15 protein-coding genes are annotated in these 20438 nt (G+C 66.0%); 8 read left to right on the forward strand and 7 right to left on the reverse strand.

The window, feature by feature from the left end:
* Positions 1–19: 19 nt before the first annotated feature.
* A complete protein-coding gene (locus ACS8YF_RS15815) occupies positions 20–3019 on the forward strand; it encodes an FAD-binding and (Fe-S)-binding domain-containing protein (protein WP_440851113.1) in 3000 nt (999 codons plus the stop codon).
* Here ACS8YF_RS15815 and ACS8YF_RS15820 read toward each other — a convergent pair.
* Positions 3016–4209, reverse strand: a complete 1194-nt coding sequence (locus ACS8YF_RS15820) for a diguanylate cyclase (protein ID WP_440851114.1) — start codon at positions 4207–4209, stop codon at positions 3016–3018. The genes ACS8YF_RS15815 and ACS8YF_RS15820 overlap by 4 nt on opposite strands.
* A gap of 187 nt (positions 4210–4396) precedes the next feature.
* Between ACS8YF_RS15820 and murI the strand changes: the two genes are divergently transcribed.
* A complete protein-coding gene (gene murI, locus ACS8YF_RS15825; RefSeq protein ID WP_440851127.1) occupies positions 4397–5197 on the forward strand; it encodes a glutamate racemase in 801 nt (266 codons plus the stop codon).
* Between the two features lie 2 nt (positions 5198–5199).
* Here the strand turns inward: murI and pdxY are convergent, their stop codons facing one another.
* A complete protein-coding gene (pdxY, locus tag ACS8YF_RS15830; protein WP_440851115.1) occupies positions 5200–6075 on the reverse strand; it encodes a pyridoxal kinase PdxY in 876 nt (291 codons plus the stop codon).
* A gap of 138 nt (positions 6076–6213) precedes the next feature.
* Positions 6214–7398, reverse strand: a complete 1185-nt coding sequence (locus tag ACS8YF_RS15835) for an MFS transporter (protein ID WP_440851116.1) — start codon at positions 7396–7398, stop codon at positions 6214–6216.
* Between the two features lie 700 nt (positions 7399–8098).
* Here ACS8YF_RS15835 and ACS8YF_RS15840 point away from each other — a divergent pair.
* The 3 genes from ACS8YF_RS15840 to ACS8YF_RS15850 all read left to right on the forward strand — a co-directional run bounded on the left by ACS8YF_RS15840 (position 8099) and on the right by ACS8YF_RS15850 (position 11760).
* Positions 8099–10339 carry an NADP-dependent isocitrate dehydrogenase gene (locus tag ACS8YF_RS15840; protein ID WP_440851117.1) on the forward strand — a complete coding sequence of 747 codons (2241 nt, stop codon included), beginning with the start codon at positions 8099–8101 and terminating at the stop codon, positions 10337–10339.
* A 198-nt stretch (positions 10340–10537) separates the two neighbouring features.
* Positions 10538–11191, forward strand: coding sequence for a DUF6655 family protein (locus tag ACS8YF_RS15845; protein ID WP_440851118.1), 654 nt, complete (start codon positions 10538–10540; stop codon positions 11189–11191).
* Positions 11192–11328: 137 nt separating this feature from the next.
* The gene (locus tag ACS8YF_RS15850; RefSeq protein ID WP_440851119.1) at positions 11329–11760 is read left to right on the forward strand and encodes a CBS domain-containing protein; all 432 of its coding nucleotides are present in this window, start codon (positions 11329–11331) and stop codon (positions 11758–11760) included.
* Positions 11761–11827: 67 nt separating this feature from the next.
* Here the strand turns inward: ACS8YF_RS15850 and htpX are convergent, their stop codons facing one another.
* Positions 11828–12697 (reverse strand): zinc metalloprotease HtpX, encoded by an 870-nt coding sequence (gene htpX / locus ACS8YF_RS15855; RefSeq protein WP_440851120.1) that lies wholly within the window; start codon positions 12695–12697, stop codon positions 11828–11830.
* A 351-nt stretch (positions 12698–13048) separates the two neighbouring features.
* On the opposite strand from htpX, the gene ACS8YF_RS15860 reads away from it, so the two are divergent.
* Both ACS8YF_RS15860 and ACS8YF_RS15865 read left to right on the forward strand, forming a co-directional pair.
* Positions 13049–14245 (forward strand): EAL domain-containing protein, encoded by a 1197-nt coding sequence (locus ACS8YF_RS15860; RefSeq protein WP_440851121.1) that lies wholly within the window; start codon positions 13049–13051, stop codon positions 14243–14245.
* 127 nt (positions 14246–14372) lie between these two features.
* Positions 14373–14933, forward strand: a complete 561-nt coding sequence (locus ACS8YF_RS15865; RefSeq protein ID WP_440851122.1) for a DUF2058 domain-containing protein — start codon at positions 14373–14375, stop codon at positions 14931–14933.
* 62 nt (positions 14934–14995) lie between these two features.
* On the opposite strand, the gene ggt is transcribed toward ACS8YF_RS15865, so the two are convergent.
* The 3 genes from ggt to ACS8YF_RS15880 form a co-directional block, all read right to left on the reverse strand.
* The gene (ggt, locus tag ACS8YF_RS15870) at positions 14996–16801 is read right to left on the reverse strand and encodes a gamma-glutamyltransferase (RefSeq protein WP_440851123.1); all 1806 of its coding nucleotides are present in this window, start codon (positions 16799–16801) and stop codon (positions 14996–14998) included.
* 139 nt (positions 16802–16940) lie between these two features.
* Positions 16941–17927 (reverse strand): aldo/keto reductase, encoded by a 987-nt coding sequence (locus ACS8YF_RS15875; RefSeq protein ID WP_440851124.1) that lies wholly within the window; start codon positions 17925–17927, stop codon positions 16941–16943.
* A gap of 72 nt (positions 17928–17999) precedes the next feature.
* On the reverse strand, positions 18000–18968 hold the full coding sequence (locus tag ACS8YF_RS15880) for an aldo/keto reductase (protein ID WP_440851125.1): 969 nt from the start codon (positions 18966–18968) through the stop codon (positions 18000–18002).
* 291 nt (positions 18969–19259) lie between these two features.
* Between ACS8YF_RS15880 and ACS8YF_RS15885 the strand changes: the two genes are divergently transcribed.
* The gene (locus ACS8YF_RS15885) at positions 19260–20051 is read left to right on the forward strand and encodes a CDP-diacylglycerol diphosphatase (protein ID WP_440851126.1); all 792 of its coding nucleotides are present in this window, start codon (positions 19260–19262) and stop codon (positions 20049–20051) included.
* The last annotated feature ends 387 nt before the right edge of the window (positions 20052–20438 follow it).

Consider the following 20438-nt stretch of genomic DNA (forward strand, 5'->3'; position numbering starts at 1 on the left):
ATCCGCCGTTCCTGCCCCGATGCTGCCCACGCTCTCGCCTGACAACACCCTAGACCCGCGGCACCGCGCATTCGTCGACGGGCTGGCGGCCAGCGGCTTTGCCGGCGATATCGATACGCGCTATGCGACGCGCCTCACGCTGGCCACCGACAACAGCGCGTTCCAGCAGCTGCCCGCCGGGGTGTTCTTTCCGCGCAATGAAGCCGATATCGAGCGCGTGGCCGCCCTGCTCGCCGAGCCGGATTTTCACGGCGTTCATCTCGCGCCGCGCGGTGGCGGCACCAGCACCATCGGCTGTTCGTTGACGGCGGGCTTCGTGCTCGACTGCTCGCGGCACATGAATCGCATTCTGTCGATCGACCCCGAAGCCGGCGAAGCGGTCGTGCAGCCGGGCGTGGTGCTGGACCAGCTCAATGCCGCGCTTGCCGAATACGAGCTGTTCTTCGCGCCCAACGTGGCGCCATCGTCGCGCGCCACGCTCGGCGGCATGGCCAACACCGACGGCTGCGGCAAGGGCTCGCGCATCTACGGCAAGACCAGCGATCACGTACTGGCCACCCGCGTGGTGCTCACCGATGGCGCGGCCCACGTAATTGACTCGCGGCGCGGCGCTGACGATCCCGACGAGCGCATCGCGGCCATCAACCAACGCGTGACATCGATCATCGATGCCAACCGCGGCGAGATCGCCCGTGTATTTCCCGATCTGTCGCGTTATCTGTCGGGCTACAACCTGGCACAGGCGGTAGACGCGGCCGGTCGTTGTCATCTCAACAAGCTGATCGGCGGCTCGGAGGGCACACTGGCGCTGGTCAGCGAATTGACGCTCAGGCTCACGCCCATCCCGAATACGACCGTACTCTATGCGCTGCGCTATGCCAGCTTCGATGCCGCCCTGCGCGATGCCGAATCGCTGGTGGCATACGATCCGAGCGCGATCGAATCGGTGGACGAGACGGTGATGAGCCTGGCCCGCGACAATCCGATCTACGAACGGGTGCGCGACGCTATTGAGAACGACGACGGCTCCACGCCGGGCGCAGTGAACCTGGTCGAGTTCGCCGGCCGCGATCGCCTGCCGGAAGGGGCGGCACGGCTGGACGTGGCACTCGAAGCCGGCGACAGCGGCGCGACCGGCCATTATCGCGCCGAAAGCGCGGCGGCCCGGGCGGCACTCTGGGATCTGCGCAAGGGCGGCGTCGGCCTGCTCGGGTCGGCGCCCGGCGCGCGCAAGCCATTGCCGTTCGTCGAGGACACGGTAGTCGACCCGCGCGTGCTGGCCGACTACGTCATCGATTTCCGGGCCATTCTCGACGAGTACGGCGTGTCCTACGGCATGTTCGGGCATATCGACGTGGGCTGCCTGCATGTGCGCCCGGCGCTTGATCTCACCGATCCGGACGACGAGCGCATCATGCGCGAAATCACCGATCGCGTGGCGAAGCTGGCCGAATCCTATGGCGGTCTGCTGTGGAACGAGCACGGCAAGGGTTTTCGCTCGGAATACAACAAGCCCTTCTTCGGCGAACAGCTCTACGCCGCACTCGCCGATATCAAGCGCGCCTTCGATCCGCGCAACCAGCTCAACCCCGGCAAGATCGTGGCCCTGGAACCGGAGCGCGTCCCGCTGGCGTCGATGGACGAGCCTACCCGCGGCACCTTCGATCGCCAGATCCCGGCCGACGAGCGCGGCGCATTCCCGGGTGCGATGCAATGCAACGGCAACGGCGCCTGTTTCGATTACGACCCGACCCACGTCATGTGTCCGTCGTACCGCGCCACCCGCGACCGGCTGCATTCGCCCAAGGGCCGGGCCGGCGCCATGCGCGAATGGCTGCGCCAGCTCGCCGAGGCCGGCACCGGTACCGGCGATCTCGCCCCGGCCGAATCGCCGCTGGCCTGGCGCGCCTTGCGTGACCTGACGGCCGGGCCGGCCGATCCCGAGGCCGATTTCTCGCACCAGGTCTGGCAGGCGATGGACGGTTGTCTGTCGTGCCGCGCCTGTGCCACCCAGTGCCCGATCCGGGTCGACGTACCGACGTTCAAGAGCGAGTTTCTGGCGCTGTACCACGGCCGCTATGCGCGTCCGCCGGCCGACTATGCCCTGGCCGGGCTGGAGACCGGCGCCGCGCTCGCCAGCCGCCTGCCCGGGCTCGCTAATGCGGCGCTGCGCGTACCCGCGCTGCGGCGACTTCTTGCCGACAGGCTGGGCCTGGTCGATCCGCCGCCGCTGAGCCGGCCGGGTCTTCCTGGCTGGCTGAGGCGACATCCCGGCTTTCGTTACAGCGCCGACGGTTGGGCACTGATGAGCGACGCCGAGCGCGCGCGCAGCGTGTTCGTGGTCCAGGATGCCTTTACCAGTTTCTTCGATGCCCCGGTCGCGATCGCGGTGATCGAGTTGATCGCGGCGCTCGGTTACCGGCCCCAGGTCGCACCCTTCTCGGCCAGCGGCAAACCGCTGCATGTGAAGGGCTTCCTGCCGGAGTTCGAGCGCGTGGCGCGCCGACACGCCCGCCGCATAGACGTGCTCGCGGCCCACGGGCGGCCTCTGGTCGGCATCGAGCCGAGCGTGACACTGGCGCTCGCGACCGATTATCAGCAGGCGATCGGCCGCGCACTGCCGGTGCAACTGTTCGAACAATGGCTGGCCTCGGCGCTCGCCACACGCGCGCCAACGCGAACGGCCGTGTCGTCGCCGGGCTATCTTCTGCTCAACCATTGCACCGCCCAGACAGCGTCCTCGGCGAGCGCCCGTGCCTGGCGTGATGCCTTCGCGTACTTCGGGCTGTCGCTGGAAACCGGCAACGTCGGCTGCTGCGGCATGAGCGGCGCCTACGGCCACGAAGCGCGCCATCGTCAGACATCACAAACCGTCTTCGAGCTGTCCTGGACAAGCGCGCTGTCCTGCGGCACGTCGCAACCCCTGGTGCCCGGCTACAGCTGTCGCAGCCAGATCGCGCGTCTCAAGGGAGAAACCGCCCTGCACCCGGCCCAGGCCCTGCTGGCCGAGATCGATTAATTTTGACCCTCGCCCCGGCGCTCGCGTATCCGCGGACGCGTGACCGGGTGCACCGGCGCGTCGCGCGGCGCCGCCACGATACGATTACGGCCGCCTGCCTTGGCGTCGTATAGCGCCTCGTCGGCCAAGCGCAGCAGGGTGTCGTTCGCCAGCCGCCGGTCGCTGTCGTTCTGCGCCAGCCCGATCGAGAGCGTGACCGAGAACGGCGCGCCGCCCTCGCCGGTGAACACCAGTTCGGCAGCACGCTGGCGCAAGCGCTCGGCCGCCTCCAGCGCACGCTCGAGAGCGGTCGCCGGCACGATCCAGAGAAACTCCTCGCCTCCGAACCGGCCGAAGCTGTCGATCTCGCGCACTCCTTCGACCATGTTCCGACCGAGGCGTTTGAGCACCTCGTCGCCCACGGCGTGGCCGTGTGTGTCGTTGATGCGCTTGAAGTGGTCGATGTCGATCACGCCGACGCAGAATACATAGGGCGAGCGTTGGCAACGGATGCGCTCGCGTTCGAGCATTTCCATCAGCCAGCGCCGGTTGTACAGCCCGGTCAGGTGATCGCGCACGGCCATGGCCGAAATCCGGGCCATGGCTTCGCGGATCTCGTGGTTGCGTTCGCGCAGGGTCCGGCGCATCCGGTTGATGAGCGCACTCAGCAGCACGATCTGCGGCATGACGATGATCAACGACACCAGCAGCATCCAGTTGTGGAAGAACAAGCCGGCTTCCGTGTGCAACAAGCCATGGCAGAACACCACCACGAGATAACCCGTCGAGTAGACCAAGGCCGCGACGATGAATCGGTCCATGCTCAGATCGAGGGTGCCGTACAGCAGGGGCACGACCGTCGTCAGCACCAGCGCCGCCTGAGCCTCGGCCGAATTGAGCTGATAGAGCAGGATGAAGCCGGGCAATGCAGGCACCAGTACCTGCGGCAGCGTCAGGTTCGGTTCGCGCGAGCGCAGGTTCAGGCCGCTGCGAAACGCCACGTAGAACATCGCCACGATCACGCACTGAGCGATGGCATAGCCGGCCACGAACTGCGGCGAAACCGCGCCGAGCAGACTGAGCACCGCAGCCAGCGCGATCTGCAGCGCATAAGACACACAGGACAACCCGAGCCTCTGCAGCCGAACGCGCTGATGCCGCGCGCGGCGCTCCGATGCGGTCTCCGCCGCGTGGCGATCATCGTTCGACATTATTGTTTTCGGGTTGTGGCAAGCCAGTAAACGGATCGGTTCGCGCCGAGCCGCGGGCCCGGCTTCGCTGGCCGGGCCGATGTGTGCGGTATCGCAAGCGCCCGGGCGGTGGCGAAACCGGCCCTCCGCCGCGACAATACCACCCCTGGTTTTTCTGCATGCCGTCGTCCCCATCGTGTCCGGTCGCATTTCCGCCCATGCCCCGATCCTGATCTTCGACTCCGGCGTGGGCGGCCTGTCGGTGCTCGCCGCGGTTCGGGCCCGGCTGCCGCGGGCGCCGCTGGTGTATGCCATGGACGGCGCCGGCTATCCCTACGGCCAGCGCGACGATGCCGAACTCACCGCCCGCGTTCCGGCCCTGCTCGGCCGGCTGGTGGAGCGCTATCGCCCCTGTCTCGTGGTGATCGCCTGTAATACGGCTTCCACCATCGCGCTGGCCGCGGTCCGCGACGTGCTCGCGACCCCGGTGGTGGGCACGGTGCCGGCCATCAAGCCGGCCGCCGAACGCTCATCCAGCCGCGTGATCGGCGTGCTCGGCACGCGCGCCACCGTACGCCAGGCCTACGTCGACGATCTGGCGCAACGCTTTGCCGGCGACTGCCGCGTGTTACGCCACGGCGCCCCGGCCCTGGTCGACTACGTGGAATCGATGCTGCGCGAAGAGACGGCCGCCGACCCTGAGGCGCCGCGCCACGCGCTGGCCGGGCTGCTCGCTCAACCGGGCGGCGACGCCATCGACACCGTCGTGCTGGCCTGTACGCATTTCCCCCTGGCCGGGGATGCGCTGCAGCGCGCGGCGCCCGCCGCGATGCAATTCGTCGACGGCGCCGAAGGCATTGCCCGGCGCTGTGCTGCGCTGCTCACGCATCAAGAATGGCCGGCGCATGTCCCCGTCGGCGTGACGGTGACGACGGGCGACGCCGCCGCCTGCACTGCGTTGACCCCCGGCCTGGCGCGCTTCGGACTCGCGCCGGCAAGCGCCTTGTAACCTCAGCGCAGCCGCTCGATCGTCACCGTATCGCCGGAGGCCGCCGCGATCTCGTTCTGGGCCGGGATCAGCGCCAGTTCGCGACCGCCGGCCGCCTGGGTGGCCTCGAACAGGATACGAACGGCGGCTGCCGTGCGAGCCAGGGCGCGGGCCGGGCCGTCGCCGCCCAGCCCCAGTTCGAGACAGCCCGCCAGAAAAACGGCGGCGGTGAAGTCGCCGGCGCCGTTGGGCGGGGGATCGAAGTGGATCAGCGGCGTGGAAACCCGCCAACTGCCGTCGGCCGTGTCCACCAGCATGGCAATGCGGTCGGCCTGACTGTCGTCGACCACCAGCGACGTGACCAGCACCACCCTCGGCCCGCGCCTGCGCAGAGCCGCCGCCGCGGTCATCGCGTCGTTGCGGGTGGTGATGTCGCGGTCGGCCAGCCAGGCCAGTTCAAACTGGTTGGGTGTAACGATGTCGGCCGCCGGCAGCGCGTGGTCGCGCATCCATTGCGGCAGCCCGTCGCGCACGAAAAAACCGCGGCCGGTATCGCCCATCACCGGATCGCAGCAGTACAGCGCCCGCGGCTGCACGGCCCGCAGCCGCGCCAGCGCATCGAGCACGGCTGCCCCGGTGGCCTGATCGCCCATGTAGCCGGTCAGCAGTGCGCGCACACCGGCAAAGCCCGTCAGCGCCTGGATGCCATCGACCACCTCGCGGATATGCGCGGCCGAGAACACCTCGCCGGTGAAACGGCCGTAGCCGGTGTGATTCGAGAACTGAACCGTGTTCACGGCCGTGACGTCCCAGCCGAGCCGCTGCAACGGAAATACCGCGGCCCGGTTGCCGACATAGCCATAGGCGACATGGCTCTGGATGGAAATGATCTCGCTCATGTCCTGCGGCTCTCCCTGTTCGCTGCGACGCGCCGATTCCGCGGCGACCGGACGGGCGCAGCGTATCGCAGGAGGTCGCCGACGTCTGCCGCCCGCCTTGCGGGACCGATCGCCAGGTGAAACGACGGCGGGCGCGACCTACGACGCCGCGTTCGGCACATGGCCGACGCGGCGGTCGTAATGCCACGTCAGCCCCCACATGACCAGGCCGGCGACAGCCAGACCGGCGCCGACATAGCCGGCGATCTCGGCACTGAAACCAAAGGCGATGACCAGCCCGGCCAGGAACGGGCCGAGCGCGTTGGCGAAGTTGAAAGCCACATGGTTCAGCGCCGCCGCCAGATTCTGCGCATCACCGGCCACATCCATCAGCCGGGTTTGCAGAATGGCTGCCAGCGACACGCCAAAGCCGATGCAGAACACGTCGATGGTGACCGCGATGCCGTGATGGCTGGCCAGCGGGAAGGCCAGCAGCGCAAGCAGGCTCCAGACCAGCATCGCGCCGGCCGTGGGCATTTGCGCCCGATCGGCAAAGCGCGGCACGATCATGTTGCCCATGGTCATGCCCACCCCGAACACGGCGAGCACCACCGGGGCGAGCGCGCTCGACATGTGGGTGACGTGCGTGAGCGTGGTCGTCAGATAGGTATACACCGCGAACACGCCGCCGAAACCGATGCCGCCGATCGACAGCGTCAACCAGACATTGGGCCGGGCCAGCGCGGTCAGCTCGCGCAGCGGGTGCGCATCGCTGTGCGCGCCCTGATACGGCGCGAAGAGGGCGATCAGCACCCCGGCCGCGATGGCGATCGCGGTTACCGTCCAGTAACCGGCACGCCAACCCGCCAGCGACGCCAGCCAGGTCGCCGCCGGCACGCCGAGAATCGTTGCCAGCGTCAGCCCGAGCATGACGTAGCCCACCGCCTGGGTCCGGCGATGCGGCCGGACCACGGACGCCGCCATCAACGAGGCCAGCCCGAAGTAAGCGCCATGCGGCAGACCGCTGACAAAACGAAACAGAATCAGCCAGTGATAACTCGGCGCCAGCGCGCTCAGCCCATTGCCCACGGCGAACACGGCCATCAGCCCGATGAGCAGCGGCTTGCGCGAAATCCGGGCGGACAGCACGGTGATGATCGGCGCCCCGACCACCACGCCCAGCGCATAGGCACTGATGATATGGCTGGCGGTCGATTCGTCCACAGTGAATGCGCGCTGGATCAGCGGCAGCAGGCTCATGGTTCCGAACTCGGTCGTGCCGATCGCAAAACCACCGGTCGCCAGCGCCACGAACACCAGCACTTGAAGCACTCTGTTCGGCATAAGCGAAATCGAAGGAAAAAAGCCCGACACGGGCCAAGGGAATCGGCACGTAGAATACACGCCCCGAGTCTAATACTAAAGTCTTAAATAATAATTTAGGCAGGTTTTGCCAGGCATTCACGCCGGAATCGGTCCCACGATAAAACAACCGGAATCGGCCGCCCGCCAAGCCGCGACGGCGCCGGTACGTTTTCGCGAACCCCGCCGCGCGCCGTTCTGCGGCCGCGTCGTGCGGCGCCAGTCTTGTTCGGCGAGCGCCCGCCCTCGGTGGCGCGGACGCGCGATCCGGCGTCGTCGGGCGCACCCGCGGAACGCGCGTGCCCGGCGCCCGACGCAGCCCAGGAACACCCTGCCTCGCGACACGACAGGGCGGCACTGCGGCAGCCGCGCGGGCGGCACCGGGCTGACGCGATCAGCGTCGAGAGCGATGACGCGCTAGAATAGCGCCCCTGAATAACGCAGCGCGCGACCGCCCCGGGGCCAAGGCCCGGCGGGCGTGCCGTACAATAGCTGCATAGACCAACCATCTCGGTGGCCGGCGGCCCCGGGGCGGCCCGGCTGACCCGTACAACGAAAAACCGGCCTTTATGGGAAAGGTCATTCGCCGGCGGCGCGCGGCGCCGACCCGGCTTGCGACAAGCTGTCACCATTTCCATCCCCACGGGATGACACACAAGCTCTGCGAGGTTGAAACGCGACGATGTCCGACACGCCGAAGATCATCTACACGCTCACCGACGAAGCCCCGGCCCTGGCCACGCATTCGCTGCTGCCGATCATCGATGCCTATACCGATTCGGCCGGCATCCGCGTCGAGACCCGCGACATCTCGCTGGCCGCACGCATCATCGCCCACTTCCCGGATTACCTGACCGACGAGCAAAAGGCCGCCGACGACCTGGCCGAGCTCGGCGAGATGACGGCCAACCCGTCGGCCAACATCATCAAGCTGCCCAACATCAGCGCCTCGGTGCCGCAGCTCAAGGAAGCGATCGCCGAGCTGCAGAACGCCGGCTACGCGTTGCCCGACTATCCCGAAGAGCCGGAAACGGACGCCGAAAAAGAGATCGCCGAGCGCTACGAGAAGGTCAAGGGCAGTGCCGTGAACCCGGTACTGCGCCAGGGCAACTCGGACCGCCGCGCCCCGGCCTCGGTCAAGGATTACGCGCGCAAGTACCCGCATCGCATGGGCGCCTGGGAGCCGGACAACAAGGCCGAAGTTGCGCATATGGACGACGGCGACTTCTATGCCACCGAGAAATCGACCACGTTCGACGCGGCCGACAAGCTCACCGTCACGCTGCATCCGAAATCCGGCGACACCAGGGTCCTCAAGAAGGGCATCGCCGTGACCGCGGGTGAAGTGGTCGATGCCGCCGTCATGCATGCCCGGCCATTCCGCGAGTTCATCGATCGCGAGATCGCCGATGCCAAGGCCAAGAACCTGCTGTTCTCGGTGCATCTCAAGGCCACGATGATGAAGGTCTCCGACCCGATCATGTTCGGCTGGGTGGTCACCCAGTTCTACAAGGACGTGATGGACAAGTTCGGCGACACGCTGCACGAGGTCGGCTTCGATCCGCGCTCCGGGCTCGGCGACCTGTACAAGAACATCCAGCAGCTGCCCGACGACAAGCTGTCGGCGATCGAATCCGAGATCGCGAAGGTCAACGAGCAATCCGCGCCGCTGGCGATGGTGGATTCACACCGCGGCATCTCGGTGCTGCACTGGCCCAACGACATCATCATCGATGCCTCGATGCCGGCCATGATCCGCGACTCCGGCATGATGTGGGGCGCCGACGACGACCAGCACGAAGCCAAGGCACTGATCCCGGACCGCTGCTATGCCGGCATCTATGCGGCTACGGTCGAGGACTGCAAGAAAAACGGCGCCTTCGATCCGACCATCATGGGCACCGTGCCCAATGTGGGCCTGATGGCGCAGAAGGCCGAGGAATACGGCTCGCACGACAAGACCTTCCAGGTCCCGGCGGACGGCACGGTCCGCGTGACCAACAGCGCCGGCGAGACGGTCTTCGAGCACGAGGTCGATGCCGGCGATATCTGGCGCATGTGCCTGGCCAAGGACGCGGCGATCGCCGACTGGGTCAAGCTGGCGGTCACCCGGGCGCGCGATTCCGGCATGCCGGCCGTGTTCTGGCTGGACGAGAACCGGGCCCACGACGCCCAGATCATCGCCAAGGTGAAGCAGTATCTACCCGAGCACGGCACCGAAGGTCTGGACATCCGGATCATGGAACCGGTCGCAGCCATGAACCACACGCTCCAACGTGTACGCGCCGGCCAGGACACGATCTCGGTGACCGGCAATGTGCTGCGCGACTACCTCACCGACCTGTTCCCGATCATGGAGCTGGGCACCAGCGCCAAGATGCTGTCGATCGTGCCGCTGATGGCCGGCGGCGGCCTGTTCGAGACCGGGGCCGGCGGTTCGGCACCCAAGCATGTGCGCCAGCTGCAGCGCGAGAACCACCTGCGCTGGGATTCGCTGGGCGAATTCCTGGCCCTGGCCGCCTCGCTCGAGCATCTCGGCAAGACCTTCGACAACGAACGCGCCAAGGTCATGGCCGAAGCGCTGGACCAGGCCACCAGCCGCTTCCTGTCGGAGAACAAGTCGCCCTCGCGCAAGGTCGGCGAACTCGATAACCGGGGCAGCCACTTCTACCTGGCCATGTTCTGGGCCCGGGCGATCGCCGATCAGAAGGACGATGCCGAACTCGCCGAGACCTTCGCCGAGCTGGCGAACGCGCTCGAGGCCAACGAGGACAAGATCGTCGAGGAACTGAACGCGGTTCAGGGCGAGCCGGTCGAGCTCAACGGTTATTACTTCGTGGATCCGCAGCGCGCCACCGAAGTGATGCGCCCGAGCGCCACGCTCAATCAGACCATCGCGATGGTGGCCGCGAACCGCAAATAGCCCGGTCAGCAGCCGGCCGGCTTGCGGCCGATCCAGGGCCGACGCTCGCTTCGCCGGGCGCCGGCCTTTTTCATGCCCGCCGGCACCTGCTGGGATGCGCCCTTATAACATAAGGATTCGACGCCCGTTTTCGCTTTCGACACACCGCTCTGGTACGGTCGATCGTCCGTCGAATTAATAGCTCCCAATATGAAATCAATGCCGAAAGAGATCCTGGTCACGGGGACTATCGTGGGCGCGTGTCTGGCCGTGGCTGGCTGCACGACCGTGCGCGAGACCCAGCCGACGCAAACGGCTCGCGAGCAGCTCATGCTGTCCACCGCGGCCGATCACGCCAGCGCCCAGATCAAGCCGAACGTGCCCCGCGGCAACGCCATCTACGTGGATTCCAGCGAGTTCACCGACAACGCCGAGTACAAGACGAAATACGCCATCGCACAGATCCAGTCGCAACTGCTGGCCGATGGCTACAAGCTCGTCGGTTCGGCCGACAAGGCGGACACCATCGCGCTGGTGAGCAACGGCGCGTTGTCGATCGATCAGGCCAACACCATGCTCGGCATCCCCAGCATTCCGATCCCGATCCCGCTGACCGGGACAGTCAGCACGCCAGAGCTCGCCTTCTACAAGAAAGCGCGCCGCACCGGCGTGGCCAAATTCGGCATCGCGTTCTATAACGCCAAGACCGGCGATATGCAGGATGTCGTCGGGCCGGTCTATGGCTTTTCACACTACGACAAGTCATCGATCCTGGGTATCAGCTGGAAACATCAGAATCTGCTGACGCCGACCCAACAGGCCCGGATGAATAGCGAGACACCTAAAAAACCCAAGACCGCCAACAACGGTTAGGCGCGCCCGCTCCGAACGCAATGGCCCGGCTTCTCAAGCCGGGCCATTTTGTTGCGGTGTCCGCGCCGCGCCACTCGTTATCGGGAACGCGAACACGGTACGATCCGGATTCCACGATTTGAGGGAGGAGAGCAGCCATGACAACCATCAACGATTTACTTCGTGACAAGCCATCGGATATCTGGACGGTGGCGCCGGATGATTCGGTATACGACGCGCTGCAGCTGATGGCGGACAAGAACATTGGTGCCGTGCTGGTGATGGACGCCGGCCGCCTCGTCGGCCTGCTGTCCGAACGCGACTATGCCCGCAAGCTCGTGCTCGAGAACCGGTCATCGAAACAGACCCCGGTGCAGGACGTGATGACCCAGCGGGTGGCCTATATCGCCCCGGCAACCGAGATCGAGCAGTGCCTGGCGTTGATGACCGAAAAACGTTTCCGGCATCTGCCGGTCATGGACAACGACAAGCTCGTGGGGCTGGTCTCGATCGGCGACCTGGTCAAAGGGGTGATCGCCGACAAGGAATTCATGATCGAGCAACTCGAGCATTATATTACCGGGCATTAGACGCCGCCGAGCGACAAAAGGCCGCCGGGATGATCGGCGGCCTCTTTTGGTCCGGCACCGGCGGCGGCTACATCCGGGCGCGCCCGGACATCGCTTCCAGCCGCTGGATACGCTCCTCGGTCGGCGGATGGGTCGAAAACAGCTTGCCGATGTTGACACCCGCCAGCGGGTTGACGATGAACAGATGCGCCGTGCCCGGATTGCGCTCGGCCGACGACATCGGGTGCTGCTCATTGGCCTGCTCCAGCTTGCGCAGCGCGTTGGCCAACCCCATCGGGCTGCCCGAGATTTCGGCGCCGCCCTTGTCGGCCGCGAACTCGCGCGACCGCGAAACGGCCATCTGGATCAGGGCGGCAGCCAGCGGCGCCAGTATGATCGTCGCCAAGGCGCCGAGCATGCCGCCCGCGCCTTCGCGATCGTCGTTACCGCGGAAACCGCCGAACAGCATCGCCCACTGCGCCATGTTCGCGATCATGGTGATTGCGCCCGCGAAAGTGGCCGCGACGGCACTGATGAGCGTATCGCGATGGCGGACATGCGCCAGCTCGTGGGCGAGTACACCGCGCAACTCATCACGGTTCATGATCCGCAGCAGGCCGGTGGTCGCGGCCACCGCCGCATGCGTCGGACTGCGGCCGGTGGCAAAGGCGTTGGGCGTGTCCGATTCCATTACGTAGACGCGCGGCATCGGCAACCGGGCGCTCTGTGCGAGTTCCCGTACCACTTGATAGAGCTCGGGGGCATCCGCGGCCGACACTTCACGCGCGCCATGCATCTTCAGCACCATGCGATCGGAAAACCAGTAGCTGCCGAAGTTCATCGCCGCCGCGATCACCAGGGCAAGCAGCATGCCGCCACGGCCGCCGAGCGCGCCCCCGACGAGAACCAGCAACGCGGTCAGGCCGGCCAGCAGAATGGTCGTACGCAACGCATTCATTTCAAGCACCCTCTTTCAAACAAGCAACCCGAACACTCATGCTCAAGATAGCGGCGTTCGCAACCGAATCAAGATGGCGCACGAAACGCTCGATTCGCCCCGATCTTGCGCGTATCCTTTATTACAGTCCGTGACAATACGCGCACGCCATCGATACCCCGGCCCGCCCACAAGGCTCGATGAGCGGCGTGACCGGGACAATCGCCGGCCTGGTCTACCGAGACGACCCATGACCAATCCGCTTTCGCCTTCGCCTTGTCGCCACCGGGCCGGACCACCGGGCCGATCCGCGCACTTGCGCGTATCGCGACGTGCTCCGGCCGGGCCCCATTGGCAGGCGCCGCAGCTGCCATGAACGCGATCACGGAGCAGTACAACGGTTACCAGTTACACAGCGTCTTCCAGCCCATTCTCAGCCTGTGCCACCGACGCAGCGTCGGCTTCGAATCGCTACTGCGCTCCACGGATGCCGACAACCACGCGCATGCACCCGTCGATGTCATGCGGGAGGCCGCCGAGCACGGCGACATCCGCCTGCTGGATACGCTCTGCCAAAGCCTGCACATCCGCAACTTCTCGGCCCAGGCGCCCGAAGAACGCTGGCTTTTCCTCAACCTGGACCCCAGCACCATCGCCGACCGCTGGTATCACGACGGAACGCTCACCCGGGCGTTGCGCGAGGCCGGCGTACCGCCGCAGCGCCTGGTCATCGAGATCGTGGAGGGCGCGATCGACGACGAGCCGCAGCTGTTCGCGGCGGTCGACTACTTTCGCTCCATCGGCGCACTGGTCGCGCTCGACGACTTCGGCACCGGCCATTCCAATTTCGACCGTATCTGGCGGCTCGCGCCCGACATCATCAAGCTCGATCGCAGCCTGATCGTGGAAGCCGAACAACACCGCACCGGCCGGCTGCGGCAGATGTTGCCCAACCTCGTGTCGCTGATTCACGAAGCCGGCTCCCTGGTACTGGCCGAAGGTATCGAAACGCGTGAGCAGGCACTGCTCGCCATGGATGCCGATGTCGACTTCGTCCAGGGCTTCTACTTCGCTCGCCCATCGCGCGAAATTGATCACCTCCGGATCGACGGCCTGCCGATACTCAGCGATATCACCCGTCATTTCGAGACCACGGCCACGATCGAGGAGCGCATCGAGGCCGACCGCATCGCGCCCTACGCCGCGGCCTTTCGCGACGCCGTCGAGCGCATCGGTCGCGGCGAGGCGCCGCATGCCGCCGCGCGCCAGCTGATGACCATGCCGCGCGCCGCGCGCTTTTATATTCTCAACGAGCGCGGCGAACAGACCATGCATGTCGTCGGTCGTTCATTGCGTACGCGCCGCATCCTCCATGCCGGTCCGATCACCGACACCTCGGGTGGCACCTGGTATCGACGCCAGTATTTCCGCGCCGCCATGGCCGAACCGCACCGCCTGCAGACCTCGCGCCCCTATTTGTCGAGCACGGGCGCCTACATGTGTGTCACGCTCTCGATCGCGCGCGGCAACCCGCCCACGCAGGTCGTCTGCTGCGACATCGATTGGTAGCGGCGACCATGGGTGAGCCGTGGCGCCGCAACCCGCCCCGGTCCGTTAACGTCCGTTAACTCGACGTCGCATGAGACGACGACAGGCCCTAGAATAGTCCCCGATCTACCGCAATCGACGCATCATCATGGGTCAGTCGCTACAGGACCAGCTGCTCAAGGCCGGTATCGCCAAGCCGAAACAGGCCAAAAAGGCACGCCACGACAAGGCGCGTCGCAACAAGGCGGCACGCCGGGCAGGCAGCGCCGGCGATGAGGAACAGCGCAAACTGTCGAAGGAAGTCGAGGCCGCGGCCGCCGCGAAGCGCGAAGCCGACCGCAAGCGCGCCGAAGTGGCCAACGCGGAGCGCCAGCAGCGCGAACGCAAGCGCCAGGTGATCCAGATCATCAACGAGCACCGCATCGCCATCGAGGCGCCGGAAGCCGACGAGCCGCCCTACAGCTATACCGTCAAGGGCAAGATCCGCCGCCTGCCGGTCAGTCGCGACCAGCGTCGCCGGCTGGCCGACGGCCGGCTGGCCATCGTGCGCTACGACGGCCAGACCTCACTGGTCGACGTCGAGACCGCCGAGCGCCTGGAGGCGCTGGTCCCGAAGGCGGTATCGCGCATCACCGAAGCCGACAAGCGCCCGACCGATCCGGACGATCCCTACGCCGGATATGAAGTCCCCGACGACCTGATGTGGTGAGCCCGGCCACGGCCAACGGCCGTGGTCGAGCACCGCCGGCTCGCCGGGCGACACGCGCCGGATCAGTACCCGGCCGCCAGGCCCGCCGGGCGCCGGCGATCGTTGGCGCCTTCGAGCGATCCGTCCGGGCGTCGCCGGATCGCCTCATCGGCGCCCCAGGAGCGCACCACGTCGAAGCTGTGCCCCATGGCTTCCAGTTTCTGTTTCACCGCATCGGTCAGATAGCCCGGCTCGACCTTGGTGTGATCCGGCAACCATTGATTGTGGATTCGCGGCGCGTCGACTGCCTGCTGGATGTTCATGCCGAAATCAATCACGTTGAGCATGCTCTCGAGCGTGGTCGAGATGATGGTCGAGCCGCCCGGGCTGCCGGTCACCATGAACAGGTTGCCGTTCTTGAGCACCAGGGACGGCGACATCGACGACAGCGGCCGCTTGCCGCCCTCGACCTGATTCGCCTTGCCCTGCACCAGGCCGAAGGAGTTGGGCACGCCCGGCTTGGCGGTGAAGTCGTCCATTTCGTTGTTGAGGAAGAATCCGGTGTTGCCGGCGATATGACCGTTGCCGAACAGATAATTGATGGTGTAGGTCACGCTCACCGCATCGCCCTTGGCATCGACCACCGAGTACTGCGTGGTGTGCTGGCCCTCGCGCGGGCCAAGGCTGCCGTGGATCCGTGACGACGGCGTTGCCTTGTCCGGGTCGATGTCGCCACGTAGACGATTCAGGTGATCGGCGGACAGCAGTTTGCCGATCGGGTTGTCGACGAACGCCGGATCGCCGAGATAGGTATTGCGGTCGGCGAAGGCACGCCGTTCGGCCTCGATCAGATAATGCGAGGTCTTGACCGAGCCGTAGCCCCATTTTTTCAGCGGCAACGGGTCCAGAATGCCGAGAATCTCGCAGATCGTGGTGCCGCCCGAGCTTGGCGGCGGCGTTGAAACCACGGTATAGCCCTCGTAGCCACAGGTGACCGGCTTACCCCAGGGGGCGGTGTAATCGGCAAAATCCTGCATGGTGAGGATACCGCCATGGGCCTTGCTGGCCTTGACCACCGCCTTCGCTATGGGGCCCTGGTAGAAGGCTTTCGTGCCCCGCTTCGAGATCAGCGACAACGTGTGCGCCAGTTGTGGCTGCTTCAGCGTATCGCCCACCTGATAGGGCTGGCCATGGTTCAGGAATATCTTCGCCACATTGGGCTGGTCAGCGAAATCGTCGCTGCGTTCGTGCAGGATATTGACGTCGCCCTGTTCGAGCGTAAAGCCCTGGCGCGCCAGCTTGATCGCCGGCGCCATCAGCCGCTGGCGGCTCATCGTGCCGAAACGACGTCGGGCCTGCTCCAGCCCCATCACCGTGCCGGGCACGCCGGTGCCGAGATAGGTCTTCGTGCTGCGGCCCTTGACCACGTTGCCGTGGGCATCCTGGAACAGCGTAGGCGTCGCTTTTTCGGGCGCTTTCTCGCGGAAATCGAGGAACAGATTCCGGGCCGGGTGACCGGTCGAACCGGCCAGATGCAGCACCATGAAACCGCCGCCACCGATGTTGCCGCAGCAGGGGTGTACCACGGCCAGTGCATAGCCCACGGCCACGGCGGCATCGACCGCATTGCCGCCATCGGCCAGCACCTTCACGCCGACGCGCGTGGCCAGATGCTGTGCGGTCACCACCATGGCGTGCCGGGCGGTCACCGGTTTGGCTTTTGCCAGGGCGGCCTGCGTGGTGGGCGGTGCGGTGACGTCCAGCGCACTGGCGGCAATGCCGGAAGCATTCGCGCTGGCGGCGCCGGCGACCCCGCTGCCGGCAAGCGCAACAGCCACGAACCCCGCGGCGCAGACGAGACGAAGACAGCGCCGAAATTGGTTGTGCATGAAACCAATCATGATCTGAATGATGGTGGCACTATAGCCCGCCCATTCCATCGCCAGCACCCCGCCGGTCAGAAAAAAGCGGCCCGATCGGGCTGATCGGGCCGGCCCGGTAGGCGGCATTCAAGACGCGAAAGCGGCCCTAGTCCGGCACGTGCGCCGATTCCGGCAACAGTCCCTCGCGCTTGAACCCGGCCCAGAGCTCGGCGGGGATATCGGCCTCGAACAACGCCTTGTTCTGGGGAATGCGTTCGGGCTTGCTCGCGCCCGGGATGATCGAATCCACCGCCGGGTGCGCGGCCGCGAACTGCAGCGCCGCCGCCTTCAGGTCGACATCGTGCGCCGCACAGATCGCGGCCATGCGATCGCGAATACGGACCGGCTCGGCGGCGGCCTTTTCGTACAGATAATGATCGCCGCCGGCGAGCAATCCCGAGCCGAACGGCGCCCCGACCACCACGCTGACATCCCGCTCCAGACAACGCGGGAACAGATCGTCGGCACCGGCCGTGTTCAACAAATGGTACTGGGTGGCCAACAGAAAGATATCCGGGTCCGCTTCGTCCAGCGTGCGCAGACACGGCTCGATGGTGTTCACGCCCAGGCCCCAGCCATGGATGAGCCCCTGGTCGCGCATTTCCGTCAGGGCGACCGCCGCGCCCGACATCGCGGTGGCAAAATGCTCGGTCCAGGCATCGCCGAGCGCGTCCGGCGACAGGTCGTGGATATAGACGATATCCAGATAGCCTACGCCCAGGCGCTGGAGGCTGTCGTGCACGGCCTGCCTGGCGCCGTCGTAGGAATAATCCATACGGCGCTTGAAATACAGCCCGCCCACGAACGGGCCGGTGGCCTCGGGCGCGTCGGCGGGCTCGAGCACACGCCCGACCTTGGTCGACAACACGTACTCGGAACGCGGCCGGCGCGCCAGGAACGAGCCGAAGCGCTGCTCCGACAGGCCGGCGCCGTAATGCGGGGCGGTATCGTAATACCGGATACCATGATCCCAGGCAGTGGCCAGGGTCTCGCGGGCGCGGTCGTCGTCGGAATGGGCGAACATGTCGCCCAACGGCGCGCCGCCGAATCCCATGCGGTCCAGGCGTGGCCCGGAATGCTTGAAATCGCTCATCTCGTCCTCCTGAGCATTGACTGATGGATAGCCGGCCGCGCCGTCGGCGCGACGCGACCGGCCGTGGGTCGATTATTCGCGCTCTTCGGGCGCGGTGGTGCTCGCTTCATCCAGCGTGGCGAGGGCCTGTTCGTCGAGTGTGATCGAGGTGGCGGCAACGAGCTGGTCGAACTGGGACATCGACGTCGCGGACACGATCGGCGCGGTCACGCTCGGCCGCTGGATCAGCCAGGCCAGCGAGATCGCGGCCGGCGTGGTCTCGTAGCGCGCGGCGACCGCGTCCAGCGCATCGAGAATGCGCATGCCGCGCGCGTCGAAGTATTTGTCCACGAACGGCGCCCGCGCACGGCCTTCGGCGTCGGTGCGGCTGCGATACTTGCCGGTCAGGAAACCGCTGGCCAGCGCGAAGTACGGTGTTACACCGAGCTCGTGCTCGCGGCAGATCTCGGCCAGATCATTCTCGAAATCGAAGCGGTCGTAAAGATTGTAGAACGGCTGCAGCACTTCATAGCGCGGCACCTCCAGATCGCGGGCCGCGCCCAGCGCCGAGACCAGGCGCGAGCCATCGTAGTTGGATGCCCCGATGTTGCGAACCTTGCCGTCGTCGATCAACCGATCGAAAGCCGCCATGGTTTCGTGGATCGGCGTGCTGTCATCGTGGGTATGGGCGAAGTAAAGATCGAGATAATCGGTATTCAGGCGCCGCAGCGAGTTCTCGATCGCCGTGGTGATCCAGTCGCGCGACAGCCCCTGGCCCTGACCGGGCATCTCCATGCCCACCTTGCTCGCCAGCACGATGCGATCGCGATTGCCGCGTTCGGCGAAATAACGCCCCAGCAGGCGTTCCGATTCTCCGCCGGCGTGGCCCTCGGCCCACTTCGAATAGACATCGGCGGTATCGATCATGTTGAAGCCCGCATCCAGCCAGGCATCGATCATGTCGAAGCTGTCTTTTTCGTTCAGCGTCCAGCCGAACACGTTACCGCCGAAAATCAGCGGGGCGGTCTTGAGTTCGGTCAGACCGAGTGTGCGGTATTCCATGGTCACTCCATTGGATGATTCGATTCGATAGCAAGATCGCGGCGACGCCGATCACCCGGGCGGCCGTGAGCGACGCGAGGCACGACAAACGCCGCGGCACGCCGGCGCACTCGAGGGCCCGGAATCAGCGGCAGCCTTGCCTGCAAGGCCGACCAACCGTCAAAGCCATGTCCGGCCTCCAGGCCCTGAGTAACTGAATGCATCATGCACGCAACATGGCGCGTACGCATCCCGTGCTACACGGATGGCACTTGCGCTAAGCTCGGTGACCTCGATCCGCCGTGGAACGTCATGCGCCCTTCACGCCCACGCGTCGCACTTGTGCTACTGGCCGCGATCGGCCTGTCGGGCATGATCGCCGCGGGCACCGCCTGCGCGCACGATCCCAATGCGCTCTGGCACATCGTGCATGACAAGTGCGTACCCGCCGCCCGGGCTGATCATGGCACCGGACCCTGCGCGCGCGTCGATACCGCGGGCGGCTATGCGCTGCTCAAGGATCTCGTGGGGCCGCTGCAGTATCTGCTGATTCCAACCCGGCGCGTGACCGGAATCGAAAGCCCGGCCGTACTCGCCCCCGGCTCGCCCCATTATTTCGCCGAGGCATGGCGGCGCCGGGGCATCATGGCCCGGCGCTTCGGACACCCGATCCCCGACGATGACATCCTGCTGGCCCTGAACTCGCGCCACGGGCGGACCCAGAACCAACTGCACATCCATATCTCCTGTATCGATCCGGTGGTCAAGCAGCGGCTCACCGCCATGGCGGACCGGATCGGCCGGCACTGGGCCGCCCTGCCGCAGCCGTTGCGCGGACATCGCTACATCGCCCGCCGGGTTTCGATCCACCGGCTCGAGCGCGAGAGTGCGGTGCGGCTGTTGGCCGACCACGACCATGCGCGCCAGCATATGGGCGACTACGGCATGGCGCTGACCGCGGTCAACGGCGCCGGTCCCGTATTGCTTGCCACGCGCACCCATCGACTGGCGGGCAACTTCGGCTCGGCCGAGGAACTGGCGTCGCATGCCTGTGGCGTGCTGCCCGGTATCGATCGCTTTCACCCCCCGACTCGCGCCCCGTGAGCGTTTCGCCGGCAAGGCTAGGGCCTGTTGTCGTTTCGTACGCGTCCGCGCCAAGCGCTGTTTTGCGGCAAGACGAGGCGTAGCGAACGTGGCGTAGTCGTTCTACGTGAGAGGGCTACAACGCTGGATTGCCGTCGTATTGTTGATATATTGGGCACTTGTCCCGAAGGGTTGGGCCGCCCAAAAAATTTACTAGGGGCGCCCGGCGGCGTTGCGAGTCTGGGTCGTGGCGCGCCACGACCCAGACTCGCGCCTTGCCGGACACGATTTGCGGTCTCCAACGCGGCACGTGTACGAAACGGCAACAGACCCTAGTGTCCTGTAACGGAAATTCGTTCACATAGTCGTTCGATTTTGCGCAGGATGGAATCGGCCGAGGCGTACCAG

The organism is Salinisphaera sp. SWV1 (assembly GCF_052044155.1).
In the GTDB taxonomy this organism is placed as follows: domain Bacteria; phylum Pseudomonadota; class Gammaproteobacteria; order Nevskiales; family Salinisphaeraceae; genus Salinisphaera.

Bases quoted from the DNA above. Each gene is read 5' to 3' on its own strand.
- ACS8YF_RS15815 (WP_440851113.1), top strand. From the start codon at position 20: ATGCTGCCCACGCTCTCGCCTGACAACACCCTAGACCCGCGGCACCGC.
- ACS8YF_RS15820 (WP_440851114.1), bottom strand. From the start codon at position 4,209: ATGTCGAACGATGATCGCCACGCGGCGGAGACCGCATCGGAGCGCCGC.
- pdxY (WP_440851115.1), bottom strand. From the start codon at position 6,075: ATGAGCGAGATCATTTCCATCCAGAGCCATGTCGCCTATGGCTATGTC.
- ACS8YF_RS15835 (WP_440851116.1), bottom strand. From the start codon at position 7,398: ATGCCGAACAGAGTGCTTCAAGTGCTGGTGTTCGTGGCGCTGGCGACC.
- ACS8YF_RS15840 (WP_440851117.1), top strand. From the start codon at position 8,099: ATGTCCGACACGCCGAAGATCATCTACACGCTCACCGACGAAGCCCCG.
- ACS8YF_RS15845 (WP_440851118.1), top strand. From the start codon at position 10,538: ATGCCGAAAGAGATCCTGGTCACGGGGACTATCGTGGGCGCGTGTCTG.
- ACS8YF_RS15850 (WP_440851119.1), top strand. From the start codon at position 11,329: ATGACAACCATCAACGATTTACTTCGTGACAAGCCATCGGATATCTGG.
- htpX (WP_440851120.1), bottom strand. From the start codon at position 12,697: ATGAATGCGTTGCGTACGACCATTCTGCTGGCCGGCCTGACCGCGTTG.
- ACS8YF_RS15860 (WP_440851121.1), top strand. From the start codon at position 13,049: ATGAACGCGATCACGGAGCAGTACAACGGTTACCAGTTACACAGCGTC.
- ACS8YF_RS15865 (WP_440851122.1), top strand. From the start codon at position 14,373: ATGGGTCAGTCGCTACAGGACCAGCTGCTCAAGGCCGGTATCGCCAAG.
- ggt (WP_440851123.1), bottom strand. From the start codon at position 16,801: ATGCACAACCAATTTCGGCGCTGTCTTCGTCTCGTCTGCGCCGCGGGG.
- ACS8YF_RS15875 (WP_440851124.1), bottom strand. From the start codon at position 17,927: ATGAGCGATTTCAAGCATTCCGGGCCACGCCTGGACCGCATGGGATTC.
- ACS8YF_RS15880 (WP_440851125.1), bottom strand. From the start codon at position 18,968: ATGGAATACCGCACACTCGGTCTGACCGAACTCAAGACCGCCCCGCTG.
- ACS8YF_RS15885 (WP_440851126.1), top strand. From the start codon at position 19,260: ATGCGCCCTTCACGCCCACGCGTCGCACTTGTGCTACTGGCCGCGATC.